This window comes from Camelimonas lactis, assembly GCF_004342915.1.
Classification (GTDB): Bacteria; Pseudomonadota; Alphaproteobacteria; order Rhizobiales; family Beijerinckiaceae; genus Camelimonas; species Camelimonas lactis.
In genome coordinates, this window is the sequence record NZ_SLWL01000011.1 from 128894 (window position 1) to 154053 (window position 25160).

General features: G+C 67.2%; 22 protein-coding genes. 14 read left to right on the forward strand and 8 right to left on the reverse strand.

Annotated elements, in window-relative coordinates:
* Positions 1-6: 6 nt before the first annotated feature.
* Positions 7-1503, reverse strand: a complete 1497-nt coding sequence (locus tag EV666_RS12930) for a CoA-acylating methylmalonate-semialdehyde dehydrogenase (protein WP_132008592.1) — start codon at positions 1501-1503, stop codon at positions 7-9.
* A gap of 368 nt (positions 1504-1871) precedes the next feature.
* Between EV666_RS12930 and EV666_RS12935 the strand changes: the two genes are divergently transcribed.
* The 3 genes from EV666_RS12935 to EV666_RS12945 all read left to right on the forward strand — a co-directional run bounded on the left by EV666_RS12935 (position 1872) and on the right by EV666_RS12945 (position 4354).
* Complete coding sequence (locus EV666_RS12935) at positions 1872-2774, forward strand: LysR family transcriptional regulator (RefSeq protein WP_132008595.1); 903 nt, start codon at positions 1872-1874, stop codon at positions 2772-2774.
* A gap of 145 nt (positions 2775-2919) precedes the next feature.
* Positions 2920-3609 (forward strand): hypothetical protein, encoded by a 690-nt coding sequence (locus EV666_RS12940; protein ID WP_132008598.1) that lies wholly within the window; start codon positions 2920-2922, stop codon positions 3607-3609.
* A 151-nt stretch (positions 3610-3760) separates the two neighbouring features.
* Positions 3761-4354 (forward strand): TIGR00645 family protein, encoded by a 594-nt coding sequence (locus EV666_RS12945; protein WP_132008601.1) that lies wholly within the window; start codon positions 3761-3763, stop codon positions 4352-4354.
* 66 nt (positions 4355-4420) lie between these two features.
* Here the strand turns inward: EV666_RS12945 and EV666_RS12950 are convergent, their stop codons facing one another.
* Positions 4421-5608: a CaiB/BaiF CoA transferase family protein gene (locus EV666_RS12950; protein WP_132008604.1), complete on the reverse strand. Its 1188-nt coding sequence runs from the start codon at positions 5606-5608 to the stop codon at positions 4421-4423.
* A 139-nt stretch (positions 5609-5747) separates the two neighbouring features.
* Positions 5748-6941 (reverse strand): acyl-CoA dehydrogenase, encoded by a 1194-nt coding sequence (locus tag EV666_RS12955; protein ID WP_132008607.1) that lies wholly within the window; start codon positions 6939-6941, stop codon positions 5748-5750.
* Positions 6942-7348: 407 nt separating this feature from the next.
* On the opposite strand from EV666_RS12955, the gene EV666_RS12960 reads away from it, so the two are divergent.
* A complete protein-coding gene (locus EV666_RS12960; protein ID WP_132008610.1) occupies positions 7349-9022 on the forward strand; it encodes an AMP-binding protein in 1674 nt (557 codons plus the stop codon).
* Between the two features lie 198 nt (positions 9023-9220).
* Here the strand turns inward: EV666_RS12960 and hmpA are convergent, their stop codons facing one another.
* Positions 9221-10429 (reverse strand): NO-inducible flavohemoprotein, encoded by a 1209-nt coding sequence (gene hmpA / locus EV666_RS12965; protein ID WP_132008613.1) that lies wholly within the window; start codon positions 10427-10429, stop codon positions 9221-9223.
* A 242-nt stretch (positions 10430-10671) separates the two neighbouring features.
* Between hmpA and EV666_RS12970 the strand changes: the two genes are divergently transcribed.
* Complete coding sequence (locus EV666_RS12970) at positions 10672-11142, forward strand: Rrf2 family transcriptional regulator (RefSeq protein WP_132008616.1); 471 nt, start codon at positions 10672-10674, stop codon at positions 11140-11142.
* A gap of 130 nt (positions 11143-11272) precedes the next feature.
* On the opposite strand, the gene EV666_RS12975 is transcribed toward EV666_RS12970, so the two are convergent.
* Positions 11273-12514 carry an aspartate kinase gene (locus tag EV666_RS12975; RefSeq protein WP_132008619.1) on the reverse strand — a complete coding sequence of 414 codons (1242 nt, stop codon included), beginning with the start codon at positions 12512-12514 and terminating at the stop codon, positions 11273-11275.
* Between the two features lie 282 nt (positions 12515-12796).
* On the opposite strand from EV666_RS12975, the gene rplS reads away from it, so the two are divergent.
* Positions 12797-13177 carry a 50S ribosomal protein L19 gene (rplS, locus tag EV666_RS12980; RefSeq protein ID WP_132008736.1) on the forward strand — a complete coding sequence of 127 codons (381 nt, stop codon included), beginning with the start codon at positions 12797-12799 and terminating at the stop codon, positions 13175-13177.
* A gap of 250 nt (positions 13178-13427) precedes the next feature.
* Here rplS and EV666_RS12985 read toward each other — a convergent pair whose 3' ends face one another.
* The gene (locus EV666_RS12985) at positions 13428-13832 is read right to left on the reverse strand and encodes a hypothetical protein (protein ID WP_132008622.1); all 405 of its coding nucleotides are present in this window, start codon (positions 13830-13832) and stop codon (positions 13428-13430) included.
* 330 nt (positions 13833-14162) lie between these two features.
* On the opposite strand from EV666_RS12985, the gene EV666_RS18270 reads away from it, so the two are divergent.
* The 4 genes from EV666_RS18270 (at position 14163) to leuD (ending at position 17129) form a co-directional block, all read left to right on the forward strand.
* Positions 14163-14336, forward strand: coding sequence for a hypothetical protein (locus EV666_RS18270; RefSeq protein ID WP_165910013.1), 174 nt, complete (start codon positions 14163-14165; stop codon positions 14334-14336).
* Positions 14337-14557: 221 nt separating this feature from the next.
* Positions 14558-15961 carry a 3-isopropylmalate dehydratase large subunit gene (gene leuC / locus EV666_RS12990; RefSeq protein ID WP_132008625.1) on the forward strand — a complete coding sequence of 468 codons (1404 nt, stop codon included), beginning with the start codon at positions 14558-14560 and terminating at the stop codon, positions 15959-15961.
* A 101-nt stretch (positions 15962-16062) separates the two neighbouring features.
* Complete coding sequence (locus EV666_RS12995) at positions 16063-16425, forward strand: metallopeptidase family protein (RefSeq protein WP_132008739.1); 363 nt, start codon at positions 16063-16065, stop codon at positions 16423-16425.
* Positions 16426-16520: 95 nt separating this feature from the next.
* Positions 16521-17129 carry a 3-isopropylmalate dehydratase small subunit gene (gene leuD, locus EV666_RS13000; protein ID WP_132008628.1) on the forward strand — a complete coding sequence of 203 codons (609 nt, stop codon included), beginning with the start codon at positions 16521-16523 and terminating at the stop codon, positions 17127-17129.
* A 103-nt stretch (positions 17130-17232) separates the two neighbouring features.
* Here the strand turns inward: leuD and aroB are convergent, their stop codons facing one another.
* Both aroB and EV666_RS13010 read right to left on the reverse strand, forming a co-directional pair.
* Positions 17233-18408, reverse strand: coding sequence for a 3-dehydroquinate synthase (aroB, locus tag EV666_RS13005; RefSeq protein WP_132008630.1), 1176 nt, complete (start codon positions 18406-18408; stop codon positions 17233-17235).
* Positions 18405-19025 (reverse strand): shikimate kinase, encoded by a 621-nt coding sequence (locus EV666_RS13010; RefSeq protein WP_132008633.1) that lies wholly within the window; start codon positions 19023-19025, stop codon positions 18405-18407. Before EV666_RS13010 ends, aroB begins: the two co-directional genes overlap by 4 nt.
* Before the next feature lie 182 nt (positions 19026-19207).
* Between EV666_RS13010 and EV666_RS13015 the strand changes: the two genes are divergently transcribed.
* The 4 genes from EV666_RS13015 (at position 19208) to EV666_RS13030 (ending at position 25148) form a co-directional block, all read left to right on the forward strand.
* Positions 19208-19378, forward strand: a complete 171-nt coding sequence (locus EV666_RS13015; protein WP_132008636.1) for a histidine kinase — start codon at positions 19208-19210, stop codon at positions 19376-19378.
* A complete protein-coding gene (locus EV666_RS13020) occupies positions 19368-20402 on the forward strand; it encodes a site-specific tyrosine recombinase XerD (RefSeq protein WP_132008639.1) in 1035 nt (344 codons plus the stop codon). The genes EV666_RS13015 and EV666_RS13020 overlap by 11 nt, the downstream gene beginning before the upstream one ends.
* 280 nt (positions 20403-20682) lie before the next feature.
* The gene (locus tag EV666_RS13025) at positions 20683-21900 is read left to right on the forward strand and encodes an efflux RND transporter periplasmic adaptor subunit (protein ID WP_132008642.1); all 1218 of its coding nucleotides are present in this window, start codon (positions 20683-20685) and stop codon (positions 21898-21900) included.
* A 128-nt stretch (positions 21901-22028) separates the two neighbouring features.
* Positions 22029-25148 carry an efflux RND transporter permease subunit gene (locus EV666_RS13030; RefSeq protein ID WP_132008645.1) on the forward strand — a complete coding sequence of 1040 codons (3120 nt, stop codon included), beginning with the start codon at positions 22029-22031 and terminating at the stop codon, positions 25146-25148.
* Positions 25149-25160: the final 12 nt, after the last annotated feature.

The window sequence follows — 25160 nt, forward strand, 5'->3', positions numbered from 1 at the left end:
AAATGGTCAGCCCATGGTCGGGATGACGAACTCGGCGCCTTCCTTGACGCCGGACGGCCAGCGCGAGGTCACCGTCTTGGTCTTGGTATAGAAGCGGACCGAATCCGGGCCATGCTGGTTCAGGTCGCCGTAGCCCGAGCGCTTCCAGCCGCCGAAGGTGTAATACGCGATCGGAACCGGGATCGGCACGTTAATGCCGACCATGCCGACATTGACCTTCGCCGCGAAATCGCGGGCGGCGTCGCCGTCACGGGTGAAGATGGCGACGCCATTACCGTATTCGTGCTCCGACGGCAGGCGCAGGGCCTCGTCATAGTCCTTCGCGCGCACCACCGACAGCACCGGGCCGAAGATCTCTTCCTTGTAGATCTTCATGTCCGGGGTCACGTGGTCGAACAGGCAGCCGCCCATGTAGAAGCCGTTCTCATAGCCCTGGAGCTTGAAGTCGCGGCCATCGACGACCAGCTTCGCGCCCTCGTCAATGCCCGCCTGCACGTAGCCCTTGACGCGCTCGAGCGCATCACGGGTCACCAGCGGGCCGTAGTCGGCGGTCAGGTCGGTGGACGGGCCGACGCGCAGCGCCTCGACGCGCGGAACCAGCTTTTCCATCAGACGGTCGGCGGTGGCCTGACCAACCGGAACGGCGACCGAGATCGCCATGCAGCGCTCGCCAGCCGAGCCGTAACCGGCGCCGATCAGGGCGTCGACGGTCTGGTCGAGGTCAGCGTCCGGCATGATGATGGCGTGGTTCTTGGCGCCGCCGAAGCACTGGGCGCGCTTGCCGGTGGCGGCGCAGCCCTGGTAGATGTATTCGGCGATCGACGACGAACCGACAAAGCCGACGGCCTTGATGTCCGGGTCCTGGAGGATGGCGTCAACCGACTCCTTGTCGCCATTGACGACATTGAGCACGCCAGCCGGCAGGCCAGCTTCCAGCATCAGCTCGGCGAGGCGCATCGGCACACCCGGATCGCGCTCGGACGGCTTCAGGATGAAGGCGTTGCCGCAGGCGATGGCCGGGGCGAACTTCCACATCGGGATCATCGCCGGGAAGTTGAACGGCGTGATGCCGGCGACGACGCCGAGCGGCTGGCGCATCGAATAGATGTCGATGTTGGGGCCCGCGCCCTCGGTGTACTCGCCCTTCATCAGGTGCGGGATGCCGATGGCGAACTCCACCACTTCCAGGCCGCGCTGGATGTCACCCTTCGCGTCCGGGATGGTCTTGCCGTGCTCGCGGGCGAGCAACTCGGCGAGGCTGTCGTATTCGGCCTGCGCCAGTTCAAGGAACTTCATCAGCACGCGGGCGCGGCGCTGCGGGTTGGTGGCGCCCCAGCCGACCTGGGCCTGGCGGGCGTTCTCCACGGCGGCGCGCAGCTCCGCCTTGCTGGCGAGGGCGACCTTCGCCTTCACTTCGCCGGTCATCGGCTCATAAACGTCAGCGAAACGTCCCGAGGCGCCGGCGACGTGCTTGCCGCCGATAAAATGGCCATAGGTGTGCATGCGACCCTCTCCAGTTGCCGCCCGGCCCGCGGGCGCCCGGTGTCCAGAGCATTTTCCAGCCAAAATGAGCGTTTTGCGCGAAGAAAATGCGTCATGTCAAAATGATGGAGCGAAACGACAGCCAGACCGGCGAAATTCCACTCCAGAGCGCGCCGGGGATTGTTGTCCGGCTTGCGCCCCGATGCAATTTGGCGGCGCCCGGAAACCGCCGTTCCTGCGTGAAAACTGCATGCAGTTTCGCAGCAAAAACGTGACCGGACGCGAAAACCGTCCTTGGGTATCATTAACAATTGCGCACGGCTATATGCGTTTATGAATGATACTGGTGCAAAAATTCACATATGCAGCCACGGAAGAGAGCGGGACCGATGAACAGGTTTGACTGGGACGACCTGCGCTATTTTCTTTCCGTCGCCCGGGCCGGGCGACTGACGGTGGCGGCGCGGCGGCTGGGCGCCGATCACGCCACGGTGTCGCGCCGCATCACCTCGCTGGAAACGGCGCTGAAGGCCAAGCTGTTCGAGCGGCGCCCGCATGGCTACCAGCTCACGGCGCAGGGCGAGCGGCTGCTGGCCAACGCGGAGGCCATCGAAACCCAGGCGCTGGCGGCGCAGAGCGAAATCGGCGGGGCCGACCTGACGCTGTCCGGCGCCGTGCGCATCGGCGCGCCGGACGGCTTCGGCTCGATGTTTCTCGCACCGCGCATCGGCGCCCTGGCCGAGCGCTATCCGGAACTGGACATCCAGCTGGTGGCCATGTCGCGCATTCCCTCGCTGTCGAAGCGCGAGGCGGACATCGCCGTGTCGCTCAACCCGCCGCGCGAGGGCCGGATCGTCGCCCGCAAACTGGCCGATTACGATCTCGCCCTCTACGCCGCCCCCGCCTATCTCGACGCCACGCCGCCGGTGCGAACGCCGCAGGACCTGTTCGAACGCCGCATCGTTGGCTACATCGACGACCTGATCTACACGCCGGAGCTTGATTATCTGGATGAGGTCGCCAAGGGGCTGCGGCCGCGCATCCAGAGCTCCAGCATCCTCGCCCAGCTGGCGGCGACGGAGGCGGGAGCCGGCGTCTGCGTGCTGCCGCGGTTCATGGCCGACGGCGCCCGGCTGCGGCGGGTCCTGCCGGAGACGGTGACCCTCACCCGCTCGTTCTGGCTGATCGTGCACGCTGAATTGCGCGACGTGGCCCGCATCCGCGCCACCATGGATTTTCTGGTGCGCGAAACCCGGGCGGCGCGCGCCGTGCTGCAGCCAGGCGCGACGTGAAACCCGGACGTCAAACCGGCTTCCAGGGCCATTTGACCTTGCCATGATGCTGACGCCGCCCTCCTGGCCAGGTCATGCTGACAGGCGACCGGGACTGAACCTGCCCAGGGATCAGTCGCCCGATCGCCAGCCAGGAGTTCCAGCCTTGCCGTCGCCAGAACCGCCGTTATGGCCGCCGCCCTATTCCAGAGCACCGCGCTGGCGCCGGTGGCTGCCAGGCCGGCTTTCCACGTGGCTCGACCATTCCAGACGCGGTCCCGCCGCGCATGAACAGCAGGAGCAGGTTGATCTTCCGCCTTATCCTGAGGTCCCGTCCTATGCAGAGATCACGCGCAGCGATATGCGACCCTACCTGGAATGGGACACGCGCATCTTCTCCCAGGATGGCGTTAAACAGCTATTTGCCGTCAGCAGCCAGGATCTCCGCGTGCTGGTTGCGGCCTTCAGGGACAGCGATCCGGCCCGGCTGAAGGCGCCGCAGCATCTGGTGCTGCGCGCCGAGGACAGATTGCCCAACATAGCGGAGTACAGCACTTCCTATGGCCGGTTCGCCCGTGCCCACTGGCGGCTGAGGAATGCTCCAGACCGAGCTGGCGATTACCGGCTATTCATTGGCGTCCAGACAAAAGTCGCCGTTCCTGACGCCAGACGCCTTCGCGCCCCACTGGACAGTCTCAAGGTTTACGCCAGTGTGGATAATCTCCACGCCGCTCAGGTCGACACGGACACGGAACGGTATCGCAACCTGTGCGCACAACCCCTTCCAAGCACGATGGAGGACGCCGCCGACATATTCCGGGCGGCCGACGACCTGGTGCGCAGCGGCCTGCTATAGGGCGCGGCGCGGCCAGTGATGGGGCCTGGGGCCGCGGAGAAATGCACGGGCGCCCCCTTGCCGCGCCCGCGCTGCGTTCCCATTTTCCGGCGCATCCCCGCCGCGCCGTCATGGCGGCGGTTTATCCCTTACGTCTGCCCGCGAGACTTTCATGGCCAGTTCTGACGAACCGACCCCTGCCCCCCTGTCGCCGCCGCCCTATTCACCGCTGCGCCCGCTGCCGTTGCTGATCTTCAGCTCGCGCTGGCTGCAATTGCCGCTGTACCTCGGCCTGATTGTCGCGCAGGGCGTTTACGCCTTCCTGTTCCTCAAGGAACTCTGGCATCTCGTGATGCACGCGTTCGATTTCTCCGAACAGCAGATCATGCTGGTGGTGCTCGGCCTGATCGACGTGGTGATGATCTCCAACCTGCTGATGATGGTGATCATCGGCGGCTACGAGACTTTCGTGTCGCGCCTGAAGCTGGAAGGGCATCCAGACCAGCCGGAATGGCTCGACCATGTCAACGCCAGCGTGCTGAAGATCAAGCTGGCCATGGCGATCATCGGCATTTCGTCGATCCACCTGCTGCGCACCTTCATCGAGGCGGGCAATCTCGGCATTCCCGGCAAGACCAATTACACCGAAACCGGCGTCATCCTGCAGACGGTGATCCACGTGGTGTTCATCCTGTCGGCCATCGGCATCGCCTATGTGGATCGCCTCAGCAATCCGCCAGGGGGGCACGGAGAAGGCCATCACTGAGGCGCGCCTGAACAACAAAAGAGCCGGTCCAGGACCGGCCCCCCGCGCATTCATCAGGCTCCCATGTCAGCCGGCGGTCCCGCCCCAGTTGGGGTCGGCGCGCACATCGTCGCCGTCCGCCCCCAGCTCTGGCGAGGCCCGCCGGGCGACGACCGGCTCGCCATCCATGACGATGGGCGAGCGCACGCCAGGCACGCTGCCGCCGGCGACGCCGGGATGCGGCAGGTCCATGCGCAGGCCGCGATGAATAACCTGCGGATCAGCGAACACGTCGTTCAGCCGGTTGATCGGCCCCACCGGCACGCCGGCGGCCGTCAGCCTGGCCAGGATATCGTCGCGGGCGAAGGTCGCCGTGCGGGCCGCCAGCAGCGCGGCCAGTTCCTCGCGGTGGCGGATGCGATCGGCGTTGTGGCGATAGCGCGGGTCTTGCGCCAGCTCTGACAAGCCGAGCACATCGCAGATATGGGCGAACTGAGGATCGGTGCCCGAGGCGATGATGAAATGGCCGTCCTGCGCCGGAAACACCTGATAGGGCGCCACATTGACGTGGGCGTTGCCAACCCGCTGCGGGTTTTCGCCGGACACCAGATAGTTCATCGCCTGGTTGGAGAGCACCGCCACCTGGGTGTCGAGCAGCGCCATGTCGATGTGGCAGCCGACGCCGCTGTCGCGCCGGCCCTGGAGCGCCGCCAGGATCGCCACGGTGGCGTACATGCCGGTGAACAGGTCGGCGATGGCGATGCCCGCCTTCACCGGCTCGCCCTGCGGATCGCCGGTGAGCGACATGACGCCGCCCAGGCCCTGGATCATGAAGTCGTAACCAGGGCGCGGCGCATAGGGGCCGTTCTGGCCGAAGCCGGTGATCGAGCACCAGATCAGCGCCGGATGATCCGCCCGCAGGCTGGCGTGATCGAGGCCATATTTCACCAGACCGCCGACCTTGAAGTTCTCGATCACCACGTCGGCGTGGGCGGCGAGGCGGCGCACCAGCGCCTGCCCTTCCGCATCCTCGAAGTTGACGGCGATGGAGCGCTTGCCGCGATTGGTCGCGTGATAATAGGCGGCTCCCAGGTCGCCGCCGTCAGCGCCGGTGAGGAACGGCGGGCCCCACTGGCGGGTGTCGTCGCCAACGCCGGCGCGCTCCACCTTGACCACGTCGGCGCCCAGATCGGCCAGCAACTGCCCCGACCACGGACCAGCCAGCACGCGGGCGAGCTCCAGAACACGCACGCCCTTCAACGGTTGCGGCGCCATCGACCTCTCCATTCTTTTCCCGGAGGCGCGCGCGAGGCGCGCGGTCATCTCTTTCTGAGCGCGCGCGAGGCGCGCGCGCCATCATCAGTTTGACGTTCTACTGCGAAGCGCCGGCCGCCGCGCGGAAAAACGCCAGGCGTCAGAAGAAAGCCTGCAGGCCGGTCTGGGCGCGGCCGAGGATCAGCGCATGCACGTCGTGCGTGCCCTCGTAGGTGTTGACCGTCTCCAGGTTCTGGGCGTGGCGCATGACGTGGAATTCCTGATGGATGCCGTTGCCGCCATGCATGTCGCGGGCGACGCGGGCGATATCCAGCGCCTTGCCGCAATTGTTGCGCTTGACGATCGAGATCATCTCAGGGGCCATCTCGCCGGCGTCGAACAGCTTGCCGACGCGCCAGGAGGCCAGCAGACCCAGCGAGATTTCCGTCTGCATGTCCGCCAGCTTTTTCTGCACCAGCTGGGTCGCCGCCAGCGGCCGGCCGAACTGTTTGCGGTCCAGCGTATAGGCGCGGGCGCGATGCCAGCAGTCCTCGGCGGCGCCCATGGCGCCCCAGGAGATGCCATAGCGGGCGCGGTTCAGGCAGCCAAACGGTCCCTTGAGGCCGGAAACGTTGGGCAGCAGGGCGTCCTCGCCCACCTCCACATTGTCCAGCACCACCTCGCCGGTGATCGAGGCGCGCAAGGAGAGCTTGCCCTCGATTTTCGGCGCCGAGAGGCCCTTCAGACCTTTTTCCAGCACGAAACCGCGAATCTCGCCGTTATGGGCGGCGGATTTGGCCCAGACCACGAACACGTCGGCGATCGGCGCGTTGGAGATCCACATCTTGGAGCCGTTGAGGCGGTAGCCGCCGTCGATCTTCTCGGCCCGGGTCTTCATGCCGCCCGGATCGGAGCCGGCGTCGGGCTCGGTGAGGCCGAAGCAGCCCACCCACTCGCCACTGGCCAGCTTCGGCAGATACTTCTTGCGCTGCTCTTCCGAGCCGTAGGCGTAGATCGGGTACATCACCAGCGACGACTGCACGCTCATCATCGAGCGGTAGCCGGAATCGATGCGCTCCACCTCACGGGCGACAAGGCCATAGGCGACGTAAGACGCGCCGGCGCAGCCATACTCCTCCGGCAGGGTGACGCCGAGCAGGCCAAGCGCGCCCATTTCGTTGAAGATTTCGCGGTCGGTGCGCTCATGGGCGTAGGCGCCGATGACGCGCGGCGCCAGCTGCTCCTGGGCATAGGCGCGGGCGCTGTCGCGAATCATGCGCTCGTCGTCCGTCAGCAGACCGTCGAGAAGGAACGGGTCCTCCCAGTTGAACGCCGCGCCAGAATTTCCAGCCATCTCTCCGCTCCCGTCACTTGCCCCGCCGTCAGGGAAAGCGGGGGCTCATAGCCTGTTTCGCCCATAGCCATAGACCAACTGCAACGGCAGCGGGAGCCTTGGCGCCGGCGTGGCGGACAAATCGCCGCCCCAACCATTTGATGAGAAAAGGAATGGTTGTCATCCGGCGGCACACGTGGCAGTGCACGTCTGTTACGGAAGCGCAAGGGGCATGCAGCCAGGTCATGCCGCGCCGGCGGCTGGCCCGCATGACGCGCCGTGGACGGCCGCCGCCTCAACGCAAGGCGCCGCCCCAGGCGTCACGGCGATGGCGGATGTCCTGCTGCGGCGATCGTTCGCCCGGCGCGTTGTCCCCGTGACGGCGCCCCGCCGCATGCGCGCGGCGACAAGGCCAACGGGAGAAATTCATGTCTGCAGCCACCAGCCCTGCGACCCAGGTCGATTACCTGGACTTCATGAAGAGCTTCAACGCGGAAGACCTTTGGCGGGACGTGACCGCCGGGGCTGACGTGGTCAACGCCTGCGTCGCCTGCTGCGACCGCTGGGCCGACGGCGACCGCGTCGCCCTGATTCACGACAGGGGCGGGGTGACGACGCAGACCACCTACGCCGACCTGAAGAAGCGCGCCGCCCGCTTCGCCCACCTGCTGACGCGTCAGGGCATTGGCAAGGGCGATCGCATCGCCGCCATGATGCCGCGCACGCCGGACATGCTGGCGGTGCTGCTGGGCGCCTGGCGGGCCGGCGCGGTTTACGTGCCGCTGTTCACCGCGTTCGGCCCGAAGGCCGTCGAAAGCCGCGTCCATGGATCGGAGGCGAAGCTGGTGGTGACCGACGCGGTCAACCGGCCCAAGCTCGACGGCGCCGACAACATGCCGAAGATCGTGGTGATCGGCGGCGGCCAGCAGGCCATCGACGCCGGCGATCTCGACTTCGAGACGGAGATGGCGAAAGGGTCAGATGATTTCGCCCCGGTCCCGCTCGATCGCGACGACCTGATCATGATGCTGTTCACTTCCGGCACCACCGGCTCGCCCAAGGGCGTGCGCGTGCCGATGTTCGCGCTGACCGGCTTCCTCGCCTACATGCGCTATTCGGTGGACCTGCGTCCTGACGACAAATTCTGGAACATCGCCGATCCGGGCTGGGCCTATGGCCTGTACTACGCCGCGACGACGCCGTTGCTGATGGGCCAGACCACCCTGTACAGCGAAGACGCCTTCACGGTGGACAATTTCTACCGGGTGCTGAAGCAGTACGGCATTACCAACCTGGCCGGCGCGCCCACCGCCTACCGGCTGCTGATGGCGGCTGGCGACGCGGCCGCCGCGCCGGTGAAGGGCCAGCTGCGCGCCGTGTCGTCCGCCGGCGAGCCGCTCAACGCCGAGGTGATCCGCTGGTTCGACCGGGCGCTCAATGCGCCGATCCGCGACCACTACGGCCAGACCGAAACCGGCATGGTGCTGTGCAATCACCACGCCCTGACCCATCCGGTGCATGAGGGCGCCGCCGGCTTCGCCCTGCCCGGCTACCGCATCGTGGTGATCGACCAGGATAACAACGAGCTGGGCAGCGAGCAGCAGGGCGAACTGGCCATCGACCGCCAGAACTCGCCGCTGCTGGTGTTCAACGGCTACTGGGGACGTGAGCCGCTGCCGGCCGACCAGCGTTATTACCGCACCGGCGACACGGCCGAGATCAACGCCGACGGCACCATCAGCTTCTTCGGCCGCGCCGACGACGTCATCACCTCCTCGGGATATCGCATCGGTCCGTTCGACGTGGAGAGCGCGCTGATCGAACATCCGGCGGTGGCCGATGTGGCGGTGATCGGCAAGCCCGACCCGGAGCGCACCGAGCTGGTCAAGGCGTTCATCATCCTGAAGCCGGGCGTCGAGGGCACTGACGCCCTGCGCGACGAAATGGCCCAGCACGTGCGCAAGCGCCTGTCGGCCCACTCCTACCCGCGCGAGATCGACTTTGTCACGGAGCTGCCGAAGACGCCGAGCGGCAAGGTGCAGCGCTTCATCCTGCGCGCCGCTGAAGTGGCGAAGCTGACGGACGCCGGCGCGCCGGTGTAAGACGGGAGGTTGGGAGGGTCTTCAGGGCTCTCCCGTCGCCCCCGGGTCCGCAGGGCGCGCCAGACGGCGAGCCATTCGCCCTGAAACAGTTATAGAAACAGCAGAAGGCGCGCTCCCCCCGGAGCGCGCCTTCTTTCCTTGACCCGATCGGGAACCGCCCCCCAAGACGTTCCCTGACCGATCCGGACCGGGCTGCGATTACGCCGCCAGCGCCTCGTCGGCAGGGCCAAAGAATTCATAGTGGATGCGACCGGCCGGCACGCCCGCCGCCACCAAAGCGGCAATGACGTCGCGCAGCATCGGCCGCGGGCCGCAGATGTAATAATCCGCTTCCGCGATCGGCGTCTGGCGCTTCAGCCAGTCGCCCGAAATCACGCCCTCCTCATCGAAGTCACCGCCGGGGACCGACGCGGGGCTCGGCGCTTCGTGGAAGAACACCGCCTTGCCGTTTGGCAGCTTCGCCGCCAGTTCGCGCACATGGGCGGCCATGGCCTGGGCGGAGGCGTCGAAGGCGCCGTGGGCGAACAGCACCTGACGCCGGGCGCCTTCCGCCGCCAGGCTTTCCAGCATCGCCACCATGGGCGTGAGGCCGACGCCGCCGGACAGCAGCACCACCGGGCTGGCGCCGGGCTGCAGGAAGAAGTCGCCCGCCGGCGCGCCCACCTTGAGGCTGTCGCCAATCCTGATGCGGTCGTGCAGCCAGCGCGAGGCGAGGCCGCGCGGCTCACGCTTGACGGTAATGCGGTAGCTGGCGCCGTCCGAGGCGGCGGAGACGGTGTAATTGCGCTTCAGCGGCGGCTGACCGGGAATGCTGAGCCAGAGGGTCAGGTACTGGCCGGGCTTCTGCCGCACGACGGGGCCGCCGTCGGCCGGACGCAGCACGAAGGAATTGATGATATTGCTCTCGCGAATGATGTCGGCGACGACGAAATCGCGCCAGCCGTTCCAGCCACCCGTCGCGTTGGCGATTTCCTTGTAAATCGTCTGCTCGCGCTCGATCAGCACGTCGGCCAGGAACCAGTAGGCTTCCCCCCAGGCGTTCATGACGGCGTCGGTGGCGGCGTCGCCCAGCACGGTCTTGATGGCGGCGAGCAAGGCGTCGGCCACATAGGGGTAATGCTCGGGCAGGATCTGCAGGCCGACATGCTTCTGGGCGATGCGCTCCACGGCGCCGGTCAGGGCCTCCAGATTGTCGATGTTCTGGGCGTAGGCGAGAATTGCCCCGGCGAGCGCCTGCGGCTGGGAGCCATTGTCGCCATGGTGCGACTGGTTGAAGAGATCGCGGATCGCCGGATTGCGGAACATGTTGGCGTACATCTCACGGGTGATGGCGAGACCGTGGGCTGCCAGCGCCGGCGCGGTGGCCTTCACCGTGGCGATGGTCTGTTCACTCAGTGACCGTGGCATTTTGGGGCTCCAGAAACGGTTTGACCGGCAGCGGGGGCCGTTTGGCGGACCTGGCCTCAGGCGGACAGGCGGCCTGCCGGGCGACGGCAAATCATGCGTCGCAAATGCATCTATTCACGAACGTTGAAAATCATGCAACAAAAATGCATCTTTCAAATTGTCGCACGAAATGGCGGCGACGGCCGGCGCAAGCGCGGCGGCCTTGTCCGGCGTGGCGCCGATATGGGAAACGACGGAAAACGATGCGACTGACGCGCTATACGGACTACGCCATGCGCGTGCTGCTCTATCTGGGCGCGCGCCCGGACCGGCTGTGCTCCATCGCCGAGATCGCCGGCGCCTACCGGATTTCCCAGAACCACCTCATGAAAGTGGTCAACGATCTGGGGCGCGCCGGCTATGTGGCCAGCGTGCGGGGGCGCGCTGGCGGCGTGCGGCTGGCCCGCGACCCGTCCGCCATCAATATCGGCGCGGTCGTCCGCCACACCGAAGAGGGCTTTGACCTGGTGGATTGCGGCGGCTGCGTCATTGCCCCCGCCTGTGGCCTCACGGGCGCCCTGCGCGAGGCGCTGGCGGCCTTCCTGGCGGTGCTCGACGGCTATACCCTCGCCGACCTGCTGGCCAAACGGTCCGACATGGCGCGCCTGCTGCTCGGCGCCGATGCGCCGCCAGGGCCGCGAACGAAAACACCCCGGCAAACAGCCGGGGCGTGAGGGAACCGTTTCCGCTTTTCAGACCAGGAGCCCCGGGCGACGCGCCGGTCCGGCCGGAGGGGGATTTGACCCGGTCCCGCCGTGATCGGGCCTTCCCCTGCGAGGCGGCGCCCGCCCCGCAGGAAACGCTTCAGCCTTCTGCCTTGTCCAGCCCGTACAGGGTGTGCAGGGTGCGCACCGCCAGTTCGGTGTAGGCCGCGTCGATCAGCACCGAGAACTTGATCTCCGACGTGGTGATGGCGCGGATGTTGATGCCCTTGTCGGCCAGCGCCCGGAAGGCGCGCGCCGCGACGCCGGCATGGCTGCGCATGCCAACGCCGATGGCCGACACCTTCACCACATCGGTGGCGCCCTCGATCTCGGTGAGGCCAAGGCTGTCCCGGCGCTCGTCAAGGATCTTGCGGGCGCGTTCGTAATCGGCCCCTGGCACCGTGAAGGTGATGTCGGTGTAGGCGTTGTCGCCCGACACGACCTGAATGATCATGTCGACGTTGATATTGGCTTCGGCCAGCGGCACGAAGATATCGGCGGCGACGCCCGGCTTGTCGGCGACGCGACGCAGGGTGATCTGCGCCTCGTCCCGGGAATAGGCGATGCCGGTGACGACCTGCTGTTCCAAGATCTCCTCCTCGTCGCAGATGAGCGTGCCGCTGCCTGGATTGGCCGGATCATCGAAGGACGAACGCACATAGGTGCGCACGCCGTGCACCATGGCCACTTCGACCGAACGCACCTGCAAAACTTTCGCGCCAAGCGACGCCATCTCCAGCATCTCCTCAAAGGAGACGCGGTCAAGCCGGCGCGCCTTGCTGACAATGCGCGGATCGGTCGTGTAGACGCCGTCCACGTCGGTATAGATATCGCAACGGTCGGCGCCGATGGCGGCGGCCACCGCGACGGCGCTGGTGTCGGAGCCGCCACGGCCCAGCGTGGTGACGCGGCCGCTCGCCTCGTGCAGCCCCTGGAAGCCGGCGATCACCGCCACCTCGCCGCGACCGAAGCCCTCAATCAGCCTGGAGCCGTCGATGCCGGTGATGCGGGCGGCGGAATGGGCGCTGTCGGTCAGCACCGGAATCTGCCAGCCCTGCCAGGAGCGGGCGGCGAGCCCCATGCCCTGAAGGGTAATGGCCAGCAGGCCGGCGGTGACCAGCTCGCCGGAGGCGACGACTGCGTCATATTCACGCGGATCGTACAGCGGCGCCGCCTCGCGGCACCAGGCCACCAGTTCATTGGTCTTGCCGGACATGGCGGAAACGACAACCGCGACGTCGTTGCCGGCCTCCACTTCCCGTTTGACGTGGAGAGCGACGTTACGGATGCGCTCGATATTCGCGACGGAGGTACCGCCGAACTTCATTACCAGGCGGGCCATGGCTCTCAATCAATCGGTGGGAGGGCGCGGCGCCTCGCGGCGCGCGACCACGGGTGGAAGAACCGCGCGTATAGGAAGCGGCATTGGCGCTGTCAATGGATGCGCCTCACCCCTGCCGCACCCACTCGACAGGCCGTCGCGCGTGGTGTAAAGGCGCGGCTTCAACTGAAAACAGCGTGGCCGAAACGCTCGCAGTCTTCGTTGGACGTCGCCACGGGCGGCCGGGTCCGCACCCGCGCCCCAATGCAGGCGTCCTGATGGCTGCCACGGCAGGAGCACATGATGAACATTATCGAGCAGATCGATCAGGAACAGATCGCCCGCCTCACCGCCGACCGCAAGTTCCCGGAATTCGAGCCCGGCGACACCGTGCAGGTCAACGTGAAGGTTCGCGAAGGCGAGCGCTCCCGCGTGCAGGCCTATGAAGGCGTCTGCATCGCCCGCGCCGGCGGCGGCATCAACCAGAGCTTCACCGTTCGCAAGATCTCCTACGGCGAAGGCGTCGAGCGCGTGTTCCCGCTGTATTCGCCGATCATCGACTCGATCAAGATCGTGCGTCGCGGCAAGGTGCGTCGCGCCAAGCTGTATTACCTGCGCGACCGTCGCGGCAAGTCGGCCCGTATCGCCGAGCGCGTCGAGCGCGCCCCGAAGGCTGACAAGTAAGCCTTTGAAGACAGGCGCCGGCCTCCGGCGCCCCGCTTTCACCCGCCGCGCGTCCGCACGGCGGGTTTTATTTTGCCGTCATCCTCCTTGCCTCCTTGCCGCCTTGCCGCCATCCCGGCGCCGATCCAGACCGTGGACAGCGCCCCGGCTCCCGGGTCACTTCATCCCCGTGGTGGCGATGGCGGGCGGCGACGGTTTCGCCGCTTCGTCGCCCCGGGAGGCAGATCCGCCTCCGGCCCGTGACTTCGCCCTACTCGGTGGCTTCGTCGGCCAGCGGCCGGAAGCGGGCGGCGCGGATCGAGATGCAATAGCCGGCCAGCACGTCGATGGCGGCGATCAGCGTGATGATGAGGAACGCCGCCTCACCACATTTGGGCACAAACAGGAACTCCACGGCGCAGACGAGAAAAACCATCAGCGACAGGGCGTGATTGACCAGCGACGAGGTGCGCGCCCGGGCGCTGACAATTTCCACGAACAACAGGGCGAACGCCGCAACGACAAAGGCGTCGCCGGTGGTGATCGGCCACAATTGCCCCGACGGCAGCGTCGTCTGGCCGACCACGGTGGTGGCGGTGGCCGAACCAAACACCACAAGGCTGTTCCAGGCCGCCACGACCAGGGCCAGCAACGGAAATGCGCGCAGCACAAACATTCGGAACGCTCCCAGGCAGCCTTTCGCGCGCCATGAACGGCGCGAAGCGCCGCGCCACAGGCGCAAATGCAGTGTTGCTGCGCCGGCGGGCGCCCGTCAATTGGCGCGGCGCAAGGTCATTTCAATCAGGCTCCGGCGGCGGCGGGCGGCGGAAAACCATTGCCACGCGCCCTCCACTGCCATAAGCCGGCGAAGCGGCGGCGTCCCATGGCCACAAGGCGGGCCGGACCGGCCATGCCCGCGTCCCCGTATGGCGGCAGACAAGCGCCTGCGCCGCTTGCCATTGTTTCGACAGACTGGATTTGCTATAAACTGGCCATGGATACCCGGATGACCATGACAGCGACAGCGCCGGACCGCGTGGGGACGCACCGTCCCGTGCGCGCCATGGCGGTTGCGCGGCTCGACGAGCCGGGCAACATCCTGCTGCATGATCACACGCGCCTGCCCGGCCGCTTCTTCGGCCGCATGACCGCATCGGTGCAGGCAGAGCTTACCGGCTGAGGCTCGCGGCGCATCGCCGCCTGCCTCGCGCAGCGGGCCACCCCGCGCAGGCCGGACGCCATGGATCGCCATGGCGCGCATGTCGCCGATGACCGGCGCCGTTTTCCTGCCCACGGACCCGTTGCGCAAGCCCCGCGAATGACACGGCGGCTCCACCATGGATTGGGGGCCGCATTCCGGCGCAGCATCGCGCCAGTTTTTCCGAACCGACGAGGCCTGCCATGGCTCCCCGCACCCTGTACGACAAGATCTGGGACGACCACGTGGTCGACACCCGCGAAGACGGCGCCAGCCTGCTGTATATCGACCGCCACCTGGTCCACGAAGTGACGTCGCCCCAGGCCTTCGAAGGCCTGCGCGTGTCCGGCCGCAAGGTGCGCGCGCCGCAAAAGACCCTGGCCGTCGTCGACCACAACGTGCCGACCTCCGACCGCTCAAAGCCCAACCCGGACCCGGAGAGCGCCACCCAGATCGAGACGCTGGCCCAGAACGCCCGCGACTTCGGCGTTGAGTATTACTCCGAGCACGACGTCCGCCAGGGCGTGGTGCACATCATCGGCCCCGAGCAGGGCTTCACCCTGCCCGGCACGACCATCGTCTGCGGCGACAGCCACACCTCGACCCACGGCGCGTTCGGCGCCCTGGCGCACGGCATCGGCACCTCCGAGGTCGAGCACGTTCTGGCCACCCAGACGCTGATCCAGAAAAAAGCCAAAAACATGCTGGTCCAGGTGGACGGCAGCCTGCCGGAAGGCGTGACCGCCAAGGACATCATCCTGGCGATCATCGGCGAGATCGGCACCGCCGGCGGCACCGGCCATGTGATGGAATACGCCGGCCAGGCCATCCGCGAGCTGTCCATGGAAGGCCGCATGACGGTCTGCAACATGAGCATCGAGGGCGGCGCCCGCGCCGGCCTGATCGCCCCGGACGAGAAGACCTACGCCTATCTGCGCGGCCGGCCGAAAGCGCCGCAGGGCGCGGCCTTCGACGAGGCCGTGCGTTTCTGGGACACGCTGCGCACCGATGACGGCGCGCACTTCGACGAGGTGGTCCGCCTGGACGCCGCCAACCTGCCGCCGATCGTCTCCTGGGGCACCAGCCCCGAGGACGTGATATCGGTGGCCGGCGTGGTGCCGGACCCGGACCAGATTACCGACGAGGCCAAGCGCATCTCCAAGCATCGCGCCCTGGAGTACATGGGCCTGAAGGCCGGCACGAAGATCACCGACATCGGCATCGACCGGGTGTTCATCGGCTCCTGCACCAACGGCCGCATCGAGGACCTGCGCGCCGTCGCCCGCATGGTCGAGGGCAAGAAGGTGCACGCCAACGTCAACGCCATGGTGGTGCCGGGCTCCGGCCTGGTGAAGCAGCAGGCCGAGCAGGAAGGCATTGACAGGATCCTGATCGCCGCCGGCTTCGACTGGCGCGAGCCGGGCTGCTCCATGTGCCTGGCCATGAACCCCGACCGCCTGGCGCCGCATGAGCGCTGCGCCTCGACCTCGAACCGCAATTTCGAGGGCCGTCAGGGCTTCAAGGGCCGCACCCATCTGGTGTCGCCAGCGATGGCGGCTGCGGCGGCGATCGAAGGCCACTTCGTCGACATCCGCAACTGGGGCTGAGAACGGTGAGCGCTTCCGCCGCCGACATTGCCGACGGAAGCGCTGGCGATCCCGCCCGGATCGCCAGCCTGACGGCGCCCACCATCGCCGACTTCGAGCGGATGGCCGACGACGCGTTCGCCGCCCTGCCGCAGGAGTTCCGCGACATGTGCGCCGGCGTGGTGATCCGCGTCATGGATTTTCCTGACGAGGACACCATGCGGACCATGGATTGTGAAACGCCGTTCGACCTGCTCGGGCTGTTTCACGGTCTGGGGCTGGCCCAGGGCGGAGCGTTCCAGCACACCGGGCAGTTCCCCAACCAGGTGTTCCTCTACCGTCGGCCCATCCTCGACTATTGGGCCGAGCATGAGGAAACCCTCGGGGACATCGTCACCCACGTTCTCGTCCACGAGATCGGCCACCATTTCGGCCTCTCGGACGATGACATGGAAGCCATCGAGGCCGCAGCGGACGCGACCTGAACGGTTCTTTTTATTTGACGCATTTTCTTCATGGAAAGTGGCCGCCACTTTTCCTGAAAATGCTTTCAGGCCGCGCTGGCGGCTGGAGAAACAGGATGCAGAAGTTCACCACGCTGACGGGCGTCGCCGCCCCGCTGGAAATCATCAATGTCGACACCGACATGATCATTCCCAAGCAGTATCTGAAAACCATCAAGCGCACCGGCCTCGGCACGGGTCTGTTCTCGGAGATGCGCTACAACGAGGACGGCTCCGACAACCCGGACTTCGTGCTGAACAAGCCGGGCTACAAGGCGGCCACCATCCTTGTCGCCGGCGACAACTTCGGCTGCGGCTCCTCGCGCGAGCACGCCCCGTGGGCGCTGGTCGACTACGGCATCCGCTGCGTGATCTCCACGTCGTTCGCCGACATTTTCTACAACAACTGCTTCAACAACGGTCTGCTGCCGGCGATTGTCTCGCGCGAGGACCTGGACAAGCTGTTCGACGACGCCAATCGCGGCGCCAACGCCACCCTGACCATTGACCTGGAAGCCCAGGAAATCCGTGGCCCCGATGGCGGCGTGGTGAAGTTCGAGATCGACCCGCAGCGCAAGCAAAAGCTGCTGAACGGCCTTGATGACATCGGCGAGACCGTGCATGCGCGCGGCCCCGCCATCGACGCCTACGAACAGCGCATCGCCGGCAACCGCCCCTGGCTGTGAGGCGTTCGCGCCCCTGATACAAAAACGCCCCCGCAAGGGGGCGTTTTCATTTGGGGTCACGCCTGCAACAGGGAGCGGCGGCCCGTTCGCCGGGGCAAACGGGTCAGACGCCGGGGCCGCCCGCCATATCGGCCTCCAGGAAGGCGCGCACGTCATCGCGCGGCATATTTTTGGCGATGAAGCTCTGGCCAATGCCCCGCGCCAGGATGAAGGTCAGGGCGCCGCGCGACACCTTCTTGTCCTGGGCCATGGCCTCGAGCACTTCATCCACCGTCCCGACGCCGCCAGGGATTTGGGCGGGATGCACCGGCAGGCCGGCGGCCGCCAGATGGCGGGCGACGCGATCGGCGTCAGCCGGGGCGCACAGGCCGAGCCGGGCGGAGAAGCGAAAGGCCTGGGCCATGCCGATGGCGACGCCCTCGCCATGAACCAGACGGGCCGAGTCATAGTGCGTCAGCCGCTCCAGGGCGTGGCCGAAGGTGTGGCCGAGGTTGAGCAGGGCCCGGTCGCCGGTTTCGGTTTCATCGCGGGCGACAACGGCGGCCTTGGCGGCGCAACTGGTCGCGACGGCGTATTCGCGGGCGTCGGTTCCATCATACACGCCCTGCCAGTTCTGTTCGCACCAGGCGAAGAACTCCGGCTGGTCGATCAGGCCGTATTTGGCCACCTCGGCGTAGCCGGCGCGGAGTTCGCGCACCGGCAGGGTGTCGAGCACAGCCGTGTCGGCCAGCACCAGCGACGGCTGGTAGAAGGCGCCGATCAGGTTCTTGCCATGGGGCGAGTTGATGCCGGTCTTGCCGCCCACCGAGGAATCGACCTGGGCCAGAAGCGAGGTCGGAACCTGGACGAAACGCACGCCGCGACGCACGATTGCCGCCGCGAAGCCAGCGAGATCACCGATGACGCCCCCGCCCAGGGCGACGACAATATCGCCACGCTCGATTTTCGCCGCCAGCAGCGCCTCGCAGACCTGCCCGACATGGTCCCAGCTCTTGGTGGCCTCCCCCGGCGGCAGCACGATGGTTTCCACCCGCTGGCCGGCCTGGGTGAGGCTGGCGCGGGCGCGTTCGCCCAGCACGCGATTCACATTCTCATCGGTGATGATCGCCACATTGGCGCCAGGCGCCAGCCGGGCGACGGCGCCGCCCAGGCCATCAAGCAGGCCGCGGCCGATGCGAATGTCATAGGAGCGTTCAGCCAGCGCCACGCGGATCACGCGTTCGCCGCCATTGTCCGCCGTTTGCGCCTGCGCCGCCGCCGCGGAGGCCGCCGTCGTCATGCCCGGGTGTCCTTCTCGATAGGCCGGATGCCCGGCAGATAATCCAGCACCGCCGCGATCACGTCATCGACGACGACCTCGTGCGGGCTTTCGTGGGAATGCACGGTGAGGTCGGCCTCGGCGTAAACCGGATAGCGCTCGTCCATCAGCCGGCGCATGGCCCCTTCCGGGTCCGGCGTCTGCAGCAGCGGCCGGTTGCCGCGCTTGCGCACCCGCTTCATCAGCACGTCCAGATCAGCTTTCAGCCAGACGGAGATGCCCCGGGCGCGCACCAGGGCGCGGGTGGTGGTGTCCATGAAGGCGCCGCCGCCGGTGGCCAGAACATGGCCGCCCTCGGCCAGCAGCCGGGCGATCACCCGGCGCTCGCCATCGCGAAAATACGGTTCGCCATGGGCGGCGAAAATCTCGGGAATGGTCTTGCCGGCGGCGCGCTCGATCTCGGCGTCCGCATCGACGAACGGCAGATCGAGCCGGGCGGCCAGCCGGCGGCCAACCGTGCTCTTGCCACAGCCCATCAGGCCAACCAGAACCAGGGAGCGTCCGCGCAGGCCACGGCGCAGCCGCTCGTAATCGGCGGAGGCGTCCGGTCTTTCAGCGGAAGTCTGTTGCAACGTCATGGGCTGTCGATACCATGCCTTCACGAAACTGTCTTGCCGTGACTGGTCCGCGCGCCCGCCCCGAACCGGGAAAATCTGGCGAAAATCGCGGGCGTTAACTGTTTGCTGCCAGACGGGCCGCAATATGGGCCAGGCGCCCGCATGCGCCTGTTTTCCGCCAGGATCGCCGCCCGGGGGGCCGGATGCCGACGCTTTTTCGCCTATTGGCCATTCTCGCCGTCGCCGGCGCGGTGGTCGCGGCCGCCATGACGGCGCTGGCCACCCTGGTCACGCCGACGCCGCGCGAAATCACCACCACGATCCGGTTGCCGGCGGACAACAAAGCCCCCACAGGAGCCGGCCATGCGCGCTGACGCCGCTGTTGACCTGTTTCTCGACATGCTCGCATCGGAGCGCGGCGCCGCCGCCAATACGCTCGACGCCTATCGTCGCGATCTCGACGATTATACGGAATTTCTCGCTGGCGAGGGGCTGTCGCCGGTCGACGCCGACGCCAGCGCCGTGCGCCGCTGGATCGCCGACCTGCATGAACGCGGCCTGAAGGCCTCGTCGGCGGCCCGACGGCTCTCCGCCGCCCGCCAGCTGCACAAGTTTCTGTACAGCGAAGGCGAGCGGGCCGACGACCCCACCATCGCCATCGATGGGCCAAAACTGGGCCGGCCGTTGCCAAAAGTGCTGTCGATCGCCGAGGTGGACAGGCTGCTGGCGACGGCGCGGGAGGGCCTGGGTGATCCCGGGCGGCCGCGCCTGGCGCGGCTGCGCGCCGCGCGCATGAGCTGCCTCCTCGAACTGCTCTACGCCACCGGCATGCGTGTTTCTGAACTGGTGTCGCTGCCGGCCTCGGCCGCGAACACCCGCGAGCGCTTTCTGGTGGTGACGGGCAAGGGCCGCAAGGAGCGGTTGGCGCCCCTCACCGACGCGGCCCGCGCCGCCATGCAACGCTGGCGGGAGGCGGCGCAGGAAGCCGCCGCCCCCCAGGCGTCCGGCGCGCCGCCTGACCCGCCGCAGGCCGCGGAGAACGCGGCGGCGGAAAAACCGGCCCCCAGGCGGGGGCGACCAAGGAAACCGCCGGCGCCGGCGCCGGCCAGTCCCTGGCTGTTCCCGTCCGACAGCGCCAGCGGTCATCTGACCCGCCAGGCCTTCGCCCGCGACCTGAAGGACGTCGCCGCCGCCGCGGGCATTGATCCGGCGCGGATCAGCCCGCATGTGCTTCGCCACGCTTTCGCCAGCCATCTGCTGCACAATGGGGCTGATCTGCGTATTGTGCAGGAACTGCTTGGCCACGCCGACATCGCCACGACCCAAATCTACACCCATATACTGGATGAACGGCTGAAATCCGTGGTGCGTGACCTGCACCCCCTCGCCCGCGGCTGACCGATGCGGGCGCGAACATTACAAAATGCTCATTTGACACGCAATTTGGGCATTTGACATGAAGGCGCCTGATATCAGCGCCAGCGTGGACCCAGGGGAGCCAGGAGACCCCGGGGGCCCCAGGGGACGGCCCGCGCTGGCGAAACCTGCAGCAAAGTTGCTTTTGCGCGCTGGCAAGGTTGTCATGCGCCACAGGGGCTGAAGCGCCGGCTTTTCCGGGCGTCGCCCGATCACACGTGGGGGCCTGACGCCCCATAGCCCCCGAAGGGACCGGAATCCGATGCGCTTGCGCCCTGTTGTCATCGCCCTGGCCATCGCCGCTGTCGCCGGCGGCGGCTGGTATTACGTCCAGCGTCAGGGCGGGGCCGGCAAAACCGCGGAAAACCACCGGCAGGCCGGCAGGTCTGGCGTGGCGGTGATCACGACCGCCGCGACCTCCGAAACCTTCCCCGTGCGCCGCCGCGCCATCGGCGTCATTGAAACGCCAGCCTCGGTCGTCGTGCGTTCGCGCATCGCCAGCCAGATCATCGAGCAGCACATCCAGGACGGACAGATGGTGAAGGCGGGCGATCCGCTGTTCACCCTGGACGACAAGGAAGCCCGCGCCGCCGTGGCGCGCGATGAGGCGGCCGTGGCCCGCGACACCGCCCTGCTCGCCCGCGCCAACGCCGACCAGGATCGCGTCAGGCAGCTGGCGGCGCGCAACGCGGCCGCCCAGTCGCAGGTGGACCTCGCCGTCGCCAACGCCCGCAGCGCCGCCGCCGCGCTCGCCGGCTCGCAGGCGGCGCTGGCCGCGAGCAAGCTTCAGCTTGGCTATACGAAAATCACCGCGCCCATGGCCGGCCGCATTGGCGCCGTGCGCGTTCCACCGGGCAATCTGGTCGGGGCCGGCGACCTCTCGGGCCAGGGACTGGTGACCATCACCCAGATCCAGCCCGTGCGCGTCACCTTCACGCTGCCGGAGCGCGACCTCGCCGCCCTGCGCGCGGTGATGCTCCGGCAGCCGCCGATGGTGCGGGTGATGTCGCCGAACTCCGGGGAGGAGCTGGCGAACAGCGTGGTGGACTTCGTCGACAACGCCGTCGACACCGGCTCCGGCACCATCGTCGCCCGCGCCACCTTCCCCAACAGGGACCTGCGGCTGTGGCCGGGCATGTTCGTCGACGTGGCGCTGGACCTGGACCAGCGACCGGACACGACCGTCGTGCCGACCGTGGCCGTTCAGCAGGGCCAGGACTCACCCTTCGTTTATGTGGTGGGCCGGGACGGCAAGGTTGACTCGCGACCCGTCAAGGTGTTCGCGGCGCTGGAGGGGCGCACCGCCATCAGCAGCGGCGTCAGTCCCGGCGAGCATGTGATCGTCGAGGGCCAGCAGCGGGTCGGGCCCGGCGTGCGGGTGAACGAAACCCTGCGGGCGCCCGACAAGAGCGCGGAAAAGGAAGACCTGGCCCGGACGGGGGCGCCGCGCGCGCCGGCTGACAGGGCCAATCCGACCTGAGCGCAGCGGAACCCGGCGGGAGCCAGGGTTTCGCCCGACGACTTTGATTTAACCGCGACTTCCCCGATGGCGCGACCCGCTCCGTCCGGGACCAGCGCGGCGGCGCGCGGCGCCAGGAGCAAGGCGACGTGAACATTTCAGAATTCTGCATTCGCCGGCCTGTCGCCACCATCCTGATGTGCGCGGCGTTGCTTGTTGGCGGCCTGTTCGCCTACCGGCAGTTGCCGGTGGCGGCGTTGCCGCGCACGGACTTTCCGGTCATTTCCGTAACCGCCACCCTGCCCGGCGCCTCGCCGGACACCATGGCGAACTCGGTGGCGACGCCGCTGATCAAGCAGTTCGCCACCATCGCCGGCATTGACCAGATCACCACCACCAATTCGCTCGGCTCCAGCACGATCAATATCCAGTTCGACCTGAACCGGAATATCGACGCGGCGGCGGCCGACGTTCAGGCGGCGCTCACCGCCGCCCAGCGGCGACTGCCGGTGGAAATGACCACCCTGCCGAGCTTCCGCAAGGTTAACCCGGCCGACGCGCCGGTGCTGCTGCTGGCGCTGACCAGTTCGACGCTGCCGCTGCCGGAGCTGGACCGCTTCGCCCAGCAGGTGATTTCCCCGGCGGTCTCGACGGTGAACGGCGTCGCCCAGTTGCTGGTGTTCGGCTCGCAGAAATTCGCCGTGCGGGTGCAGGTGGACGCCAACGCCCTGGCGGCGCGCGGCATCGGCCTTGACCAGTTGCAGCAGGCCATCGCCGCCGCCAATTCCTCAACGCCGGTCGGCACCATCGACAACGACCAGCAGAGCATCACCATCCAGACCAACACGCAGATGATGCGGGCGGCCCAGTTCCGCGACATCATCGTGTCTTACGCCAACGGCCGGCCGGTGCGGCTGCGCGACGTGGCCAACGTCATCGACTCGGTGGAGAACAACAAGACCGCCAGCACCTATGACGGGGTGCGCTCGATCGTGCTCGCCGTCTACCGCCAGCCCGACGCCAACACGGTGGAGGTGGTGGACCGGGTGAAGGCGATGCTGCCGGCTTTCCAGGCGCAATTGCCGCCGGCGGCGCAACTGCACACGCTGATCGACCGCTCCGTCTCGATCCGCGAGGCGGTCGCCGACGTGCAGTTCACGCTCTATCTGATCATCGCGCTGGTGGTGCTGGTGATCCTGCTGTTCCTGCGCCGGATCTACGCCACCATCATTCCCAGCCTAGCCGTGCCGATCTCGCTGATCGGCGCCTATGGGGCCATGTATCTGTTCGGCTTCTCCATCAACAATATCTCGCTGCTGGCGTTGACGCTTGCGGTGGGCCTTGTCGTCGACGACGCCATCGTGATGGTGGAGAACATCTACCGCCACATGGAGGAATACGGGAAATCCGCGTGGGAGGCGGCGCTCGACGGTTCGCGGGAGATCGGCTTCACCATCGTGTCGATGACCCTGTCGCTGATCGCCGTGTTCATTCCGGTGCTGCTGATGGGCGGCGTGGTCGGGCGGGTGTTCAACGAATTCGCCATCGTGGTGTCGTGCGCCCTTTTGGCCTCGGCTTTCGTGTCGCTGACGCTGACGCCGATGCTGTGCGCCCGCATCCTGCCGCCGCCGCTGACCCATGAGGAGGCGCGCGCCGGCCTCGCCGGCCTGCTGGAGCGCGGCTTCGACGCCATGCTCTCCGCCTATGACCGCACGCTCCAGGCGGCGCTGCGGGCCAAGCCGGTCACCTTTACGGTGTTCATCATCACGGTTATCGCCACCGTGTGGATGTTCATCACCATCCCGAAGGGGTTCTTCCCGACCGAGGACATCAGCCAGCTCAACTTCAACACCGAGGCGCGCCAGGATATCTCGCTGCAGGAGATGGCCGGCCTGCAACGGCGGGTCGAGGATGTGTTCCGCAATTCGCCGCACGTGGCGCACGTGGCTTCGGTGATCGGCGCCACCGGCGGCACCCTCAACCAGGGGCGCGGCTTCGTCGAACTGAAGCCAAAGACCGCGCGTGGCCATCTGGACCAGGTGCTCGCGGACCTGCGCCGCGAACTGGCCAGGATCCCGGGCATCACCACCTTCGTCACGCCAACCCAGAACCTGCGCTTTGGCGCGACGCGTTCGCGCAGCCAGTACCAGTTCGTCATGCAGGGCCTGAACCAGGACGAACTGTATGGCTGGGCGACGAAAATGGCCGACGCGTTGCGGCGCGACCGCCTGTTTCTCGACGTCGCCTCCGATTTGCAGATCAATGCGCTGCAATCAACCCTGACGGTGGACCGCGACAAGGCGCTGGCGCTGGGCGTCGACGCCGACCGGCTGCGCTCCACGCTTTACGGCGGCTTCGGCGCCCGGCAGATATCGACGATCTACAGCACCGGCGACAGCTACCAGGTGATCCTGCAGTTCGACCCCGGCATGCAGTGGAGCGACGAGCTGCTCGACACGGTGCGGGTGCGTTCGGCCAGCGGCAAGCTGGTTCCCGTCGGCGCCTTCGCGCGCATCGACCGCACGGTCGGCGCCCTGTCGGTAAACCAGCTCGGCCAGCTTCCCGCCGTCACCCTGTCGTTCAACCTGCCGGCGGGGGTCTCGCTGGGCGACGCCACCAATCGGATCGACGCCATCAAGCAGGGCATGAACCTGCCGGAGACGATCTCGACCACCTGGTCGGGCGACGCCAGCATCTTCCAGGCGGCGCTGGGCAACCAGGGGCTGCTGCTGCTGGCGGCGGTGCTGACCATCTACATCGTGCTGGGCATGCTCTACGAGAGCTTCATCCATCCCTTCACGATCCTCACCGGCCTGCCCTCGGCGGCCGTGGGGGCGCTGATCTCCCTTGAAATTTTCGGCATGGATCTCAGCGTCATCGCCATGATCGGCATCCTGATGCTGATCGGCATCGTCAAGAAGAACGCCATCATGATGATCGACGTGGCGTTGCAGTTGCAGCGCGGCGGCGAAACGCCGGAACAGGCGATCTACAAGGCGTGTCTGATGCGTTTCCGGCCGATCATGATGACCACGCTGGCGGCGCTGATCGGCACGCTGCCGATCGCCATCGGCCATGGACCCAGCGCCGAGCTGCGCCAGCCGCTGGGCGTCGCCGTGGTCGGCGGCCTGCTGCTGTCCCAGTTGCTGACCCTGTACATCACGCCGGTGCTGTACATCTACATGGAGCGCCTTTCCGACGCGACGGGCGCCGGTTTCGCCCGGCTTCGGCGCAAAAAGCCACCGGCCGCGCGCACGCCGGCGCAATAGCGCCGCCACACA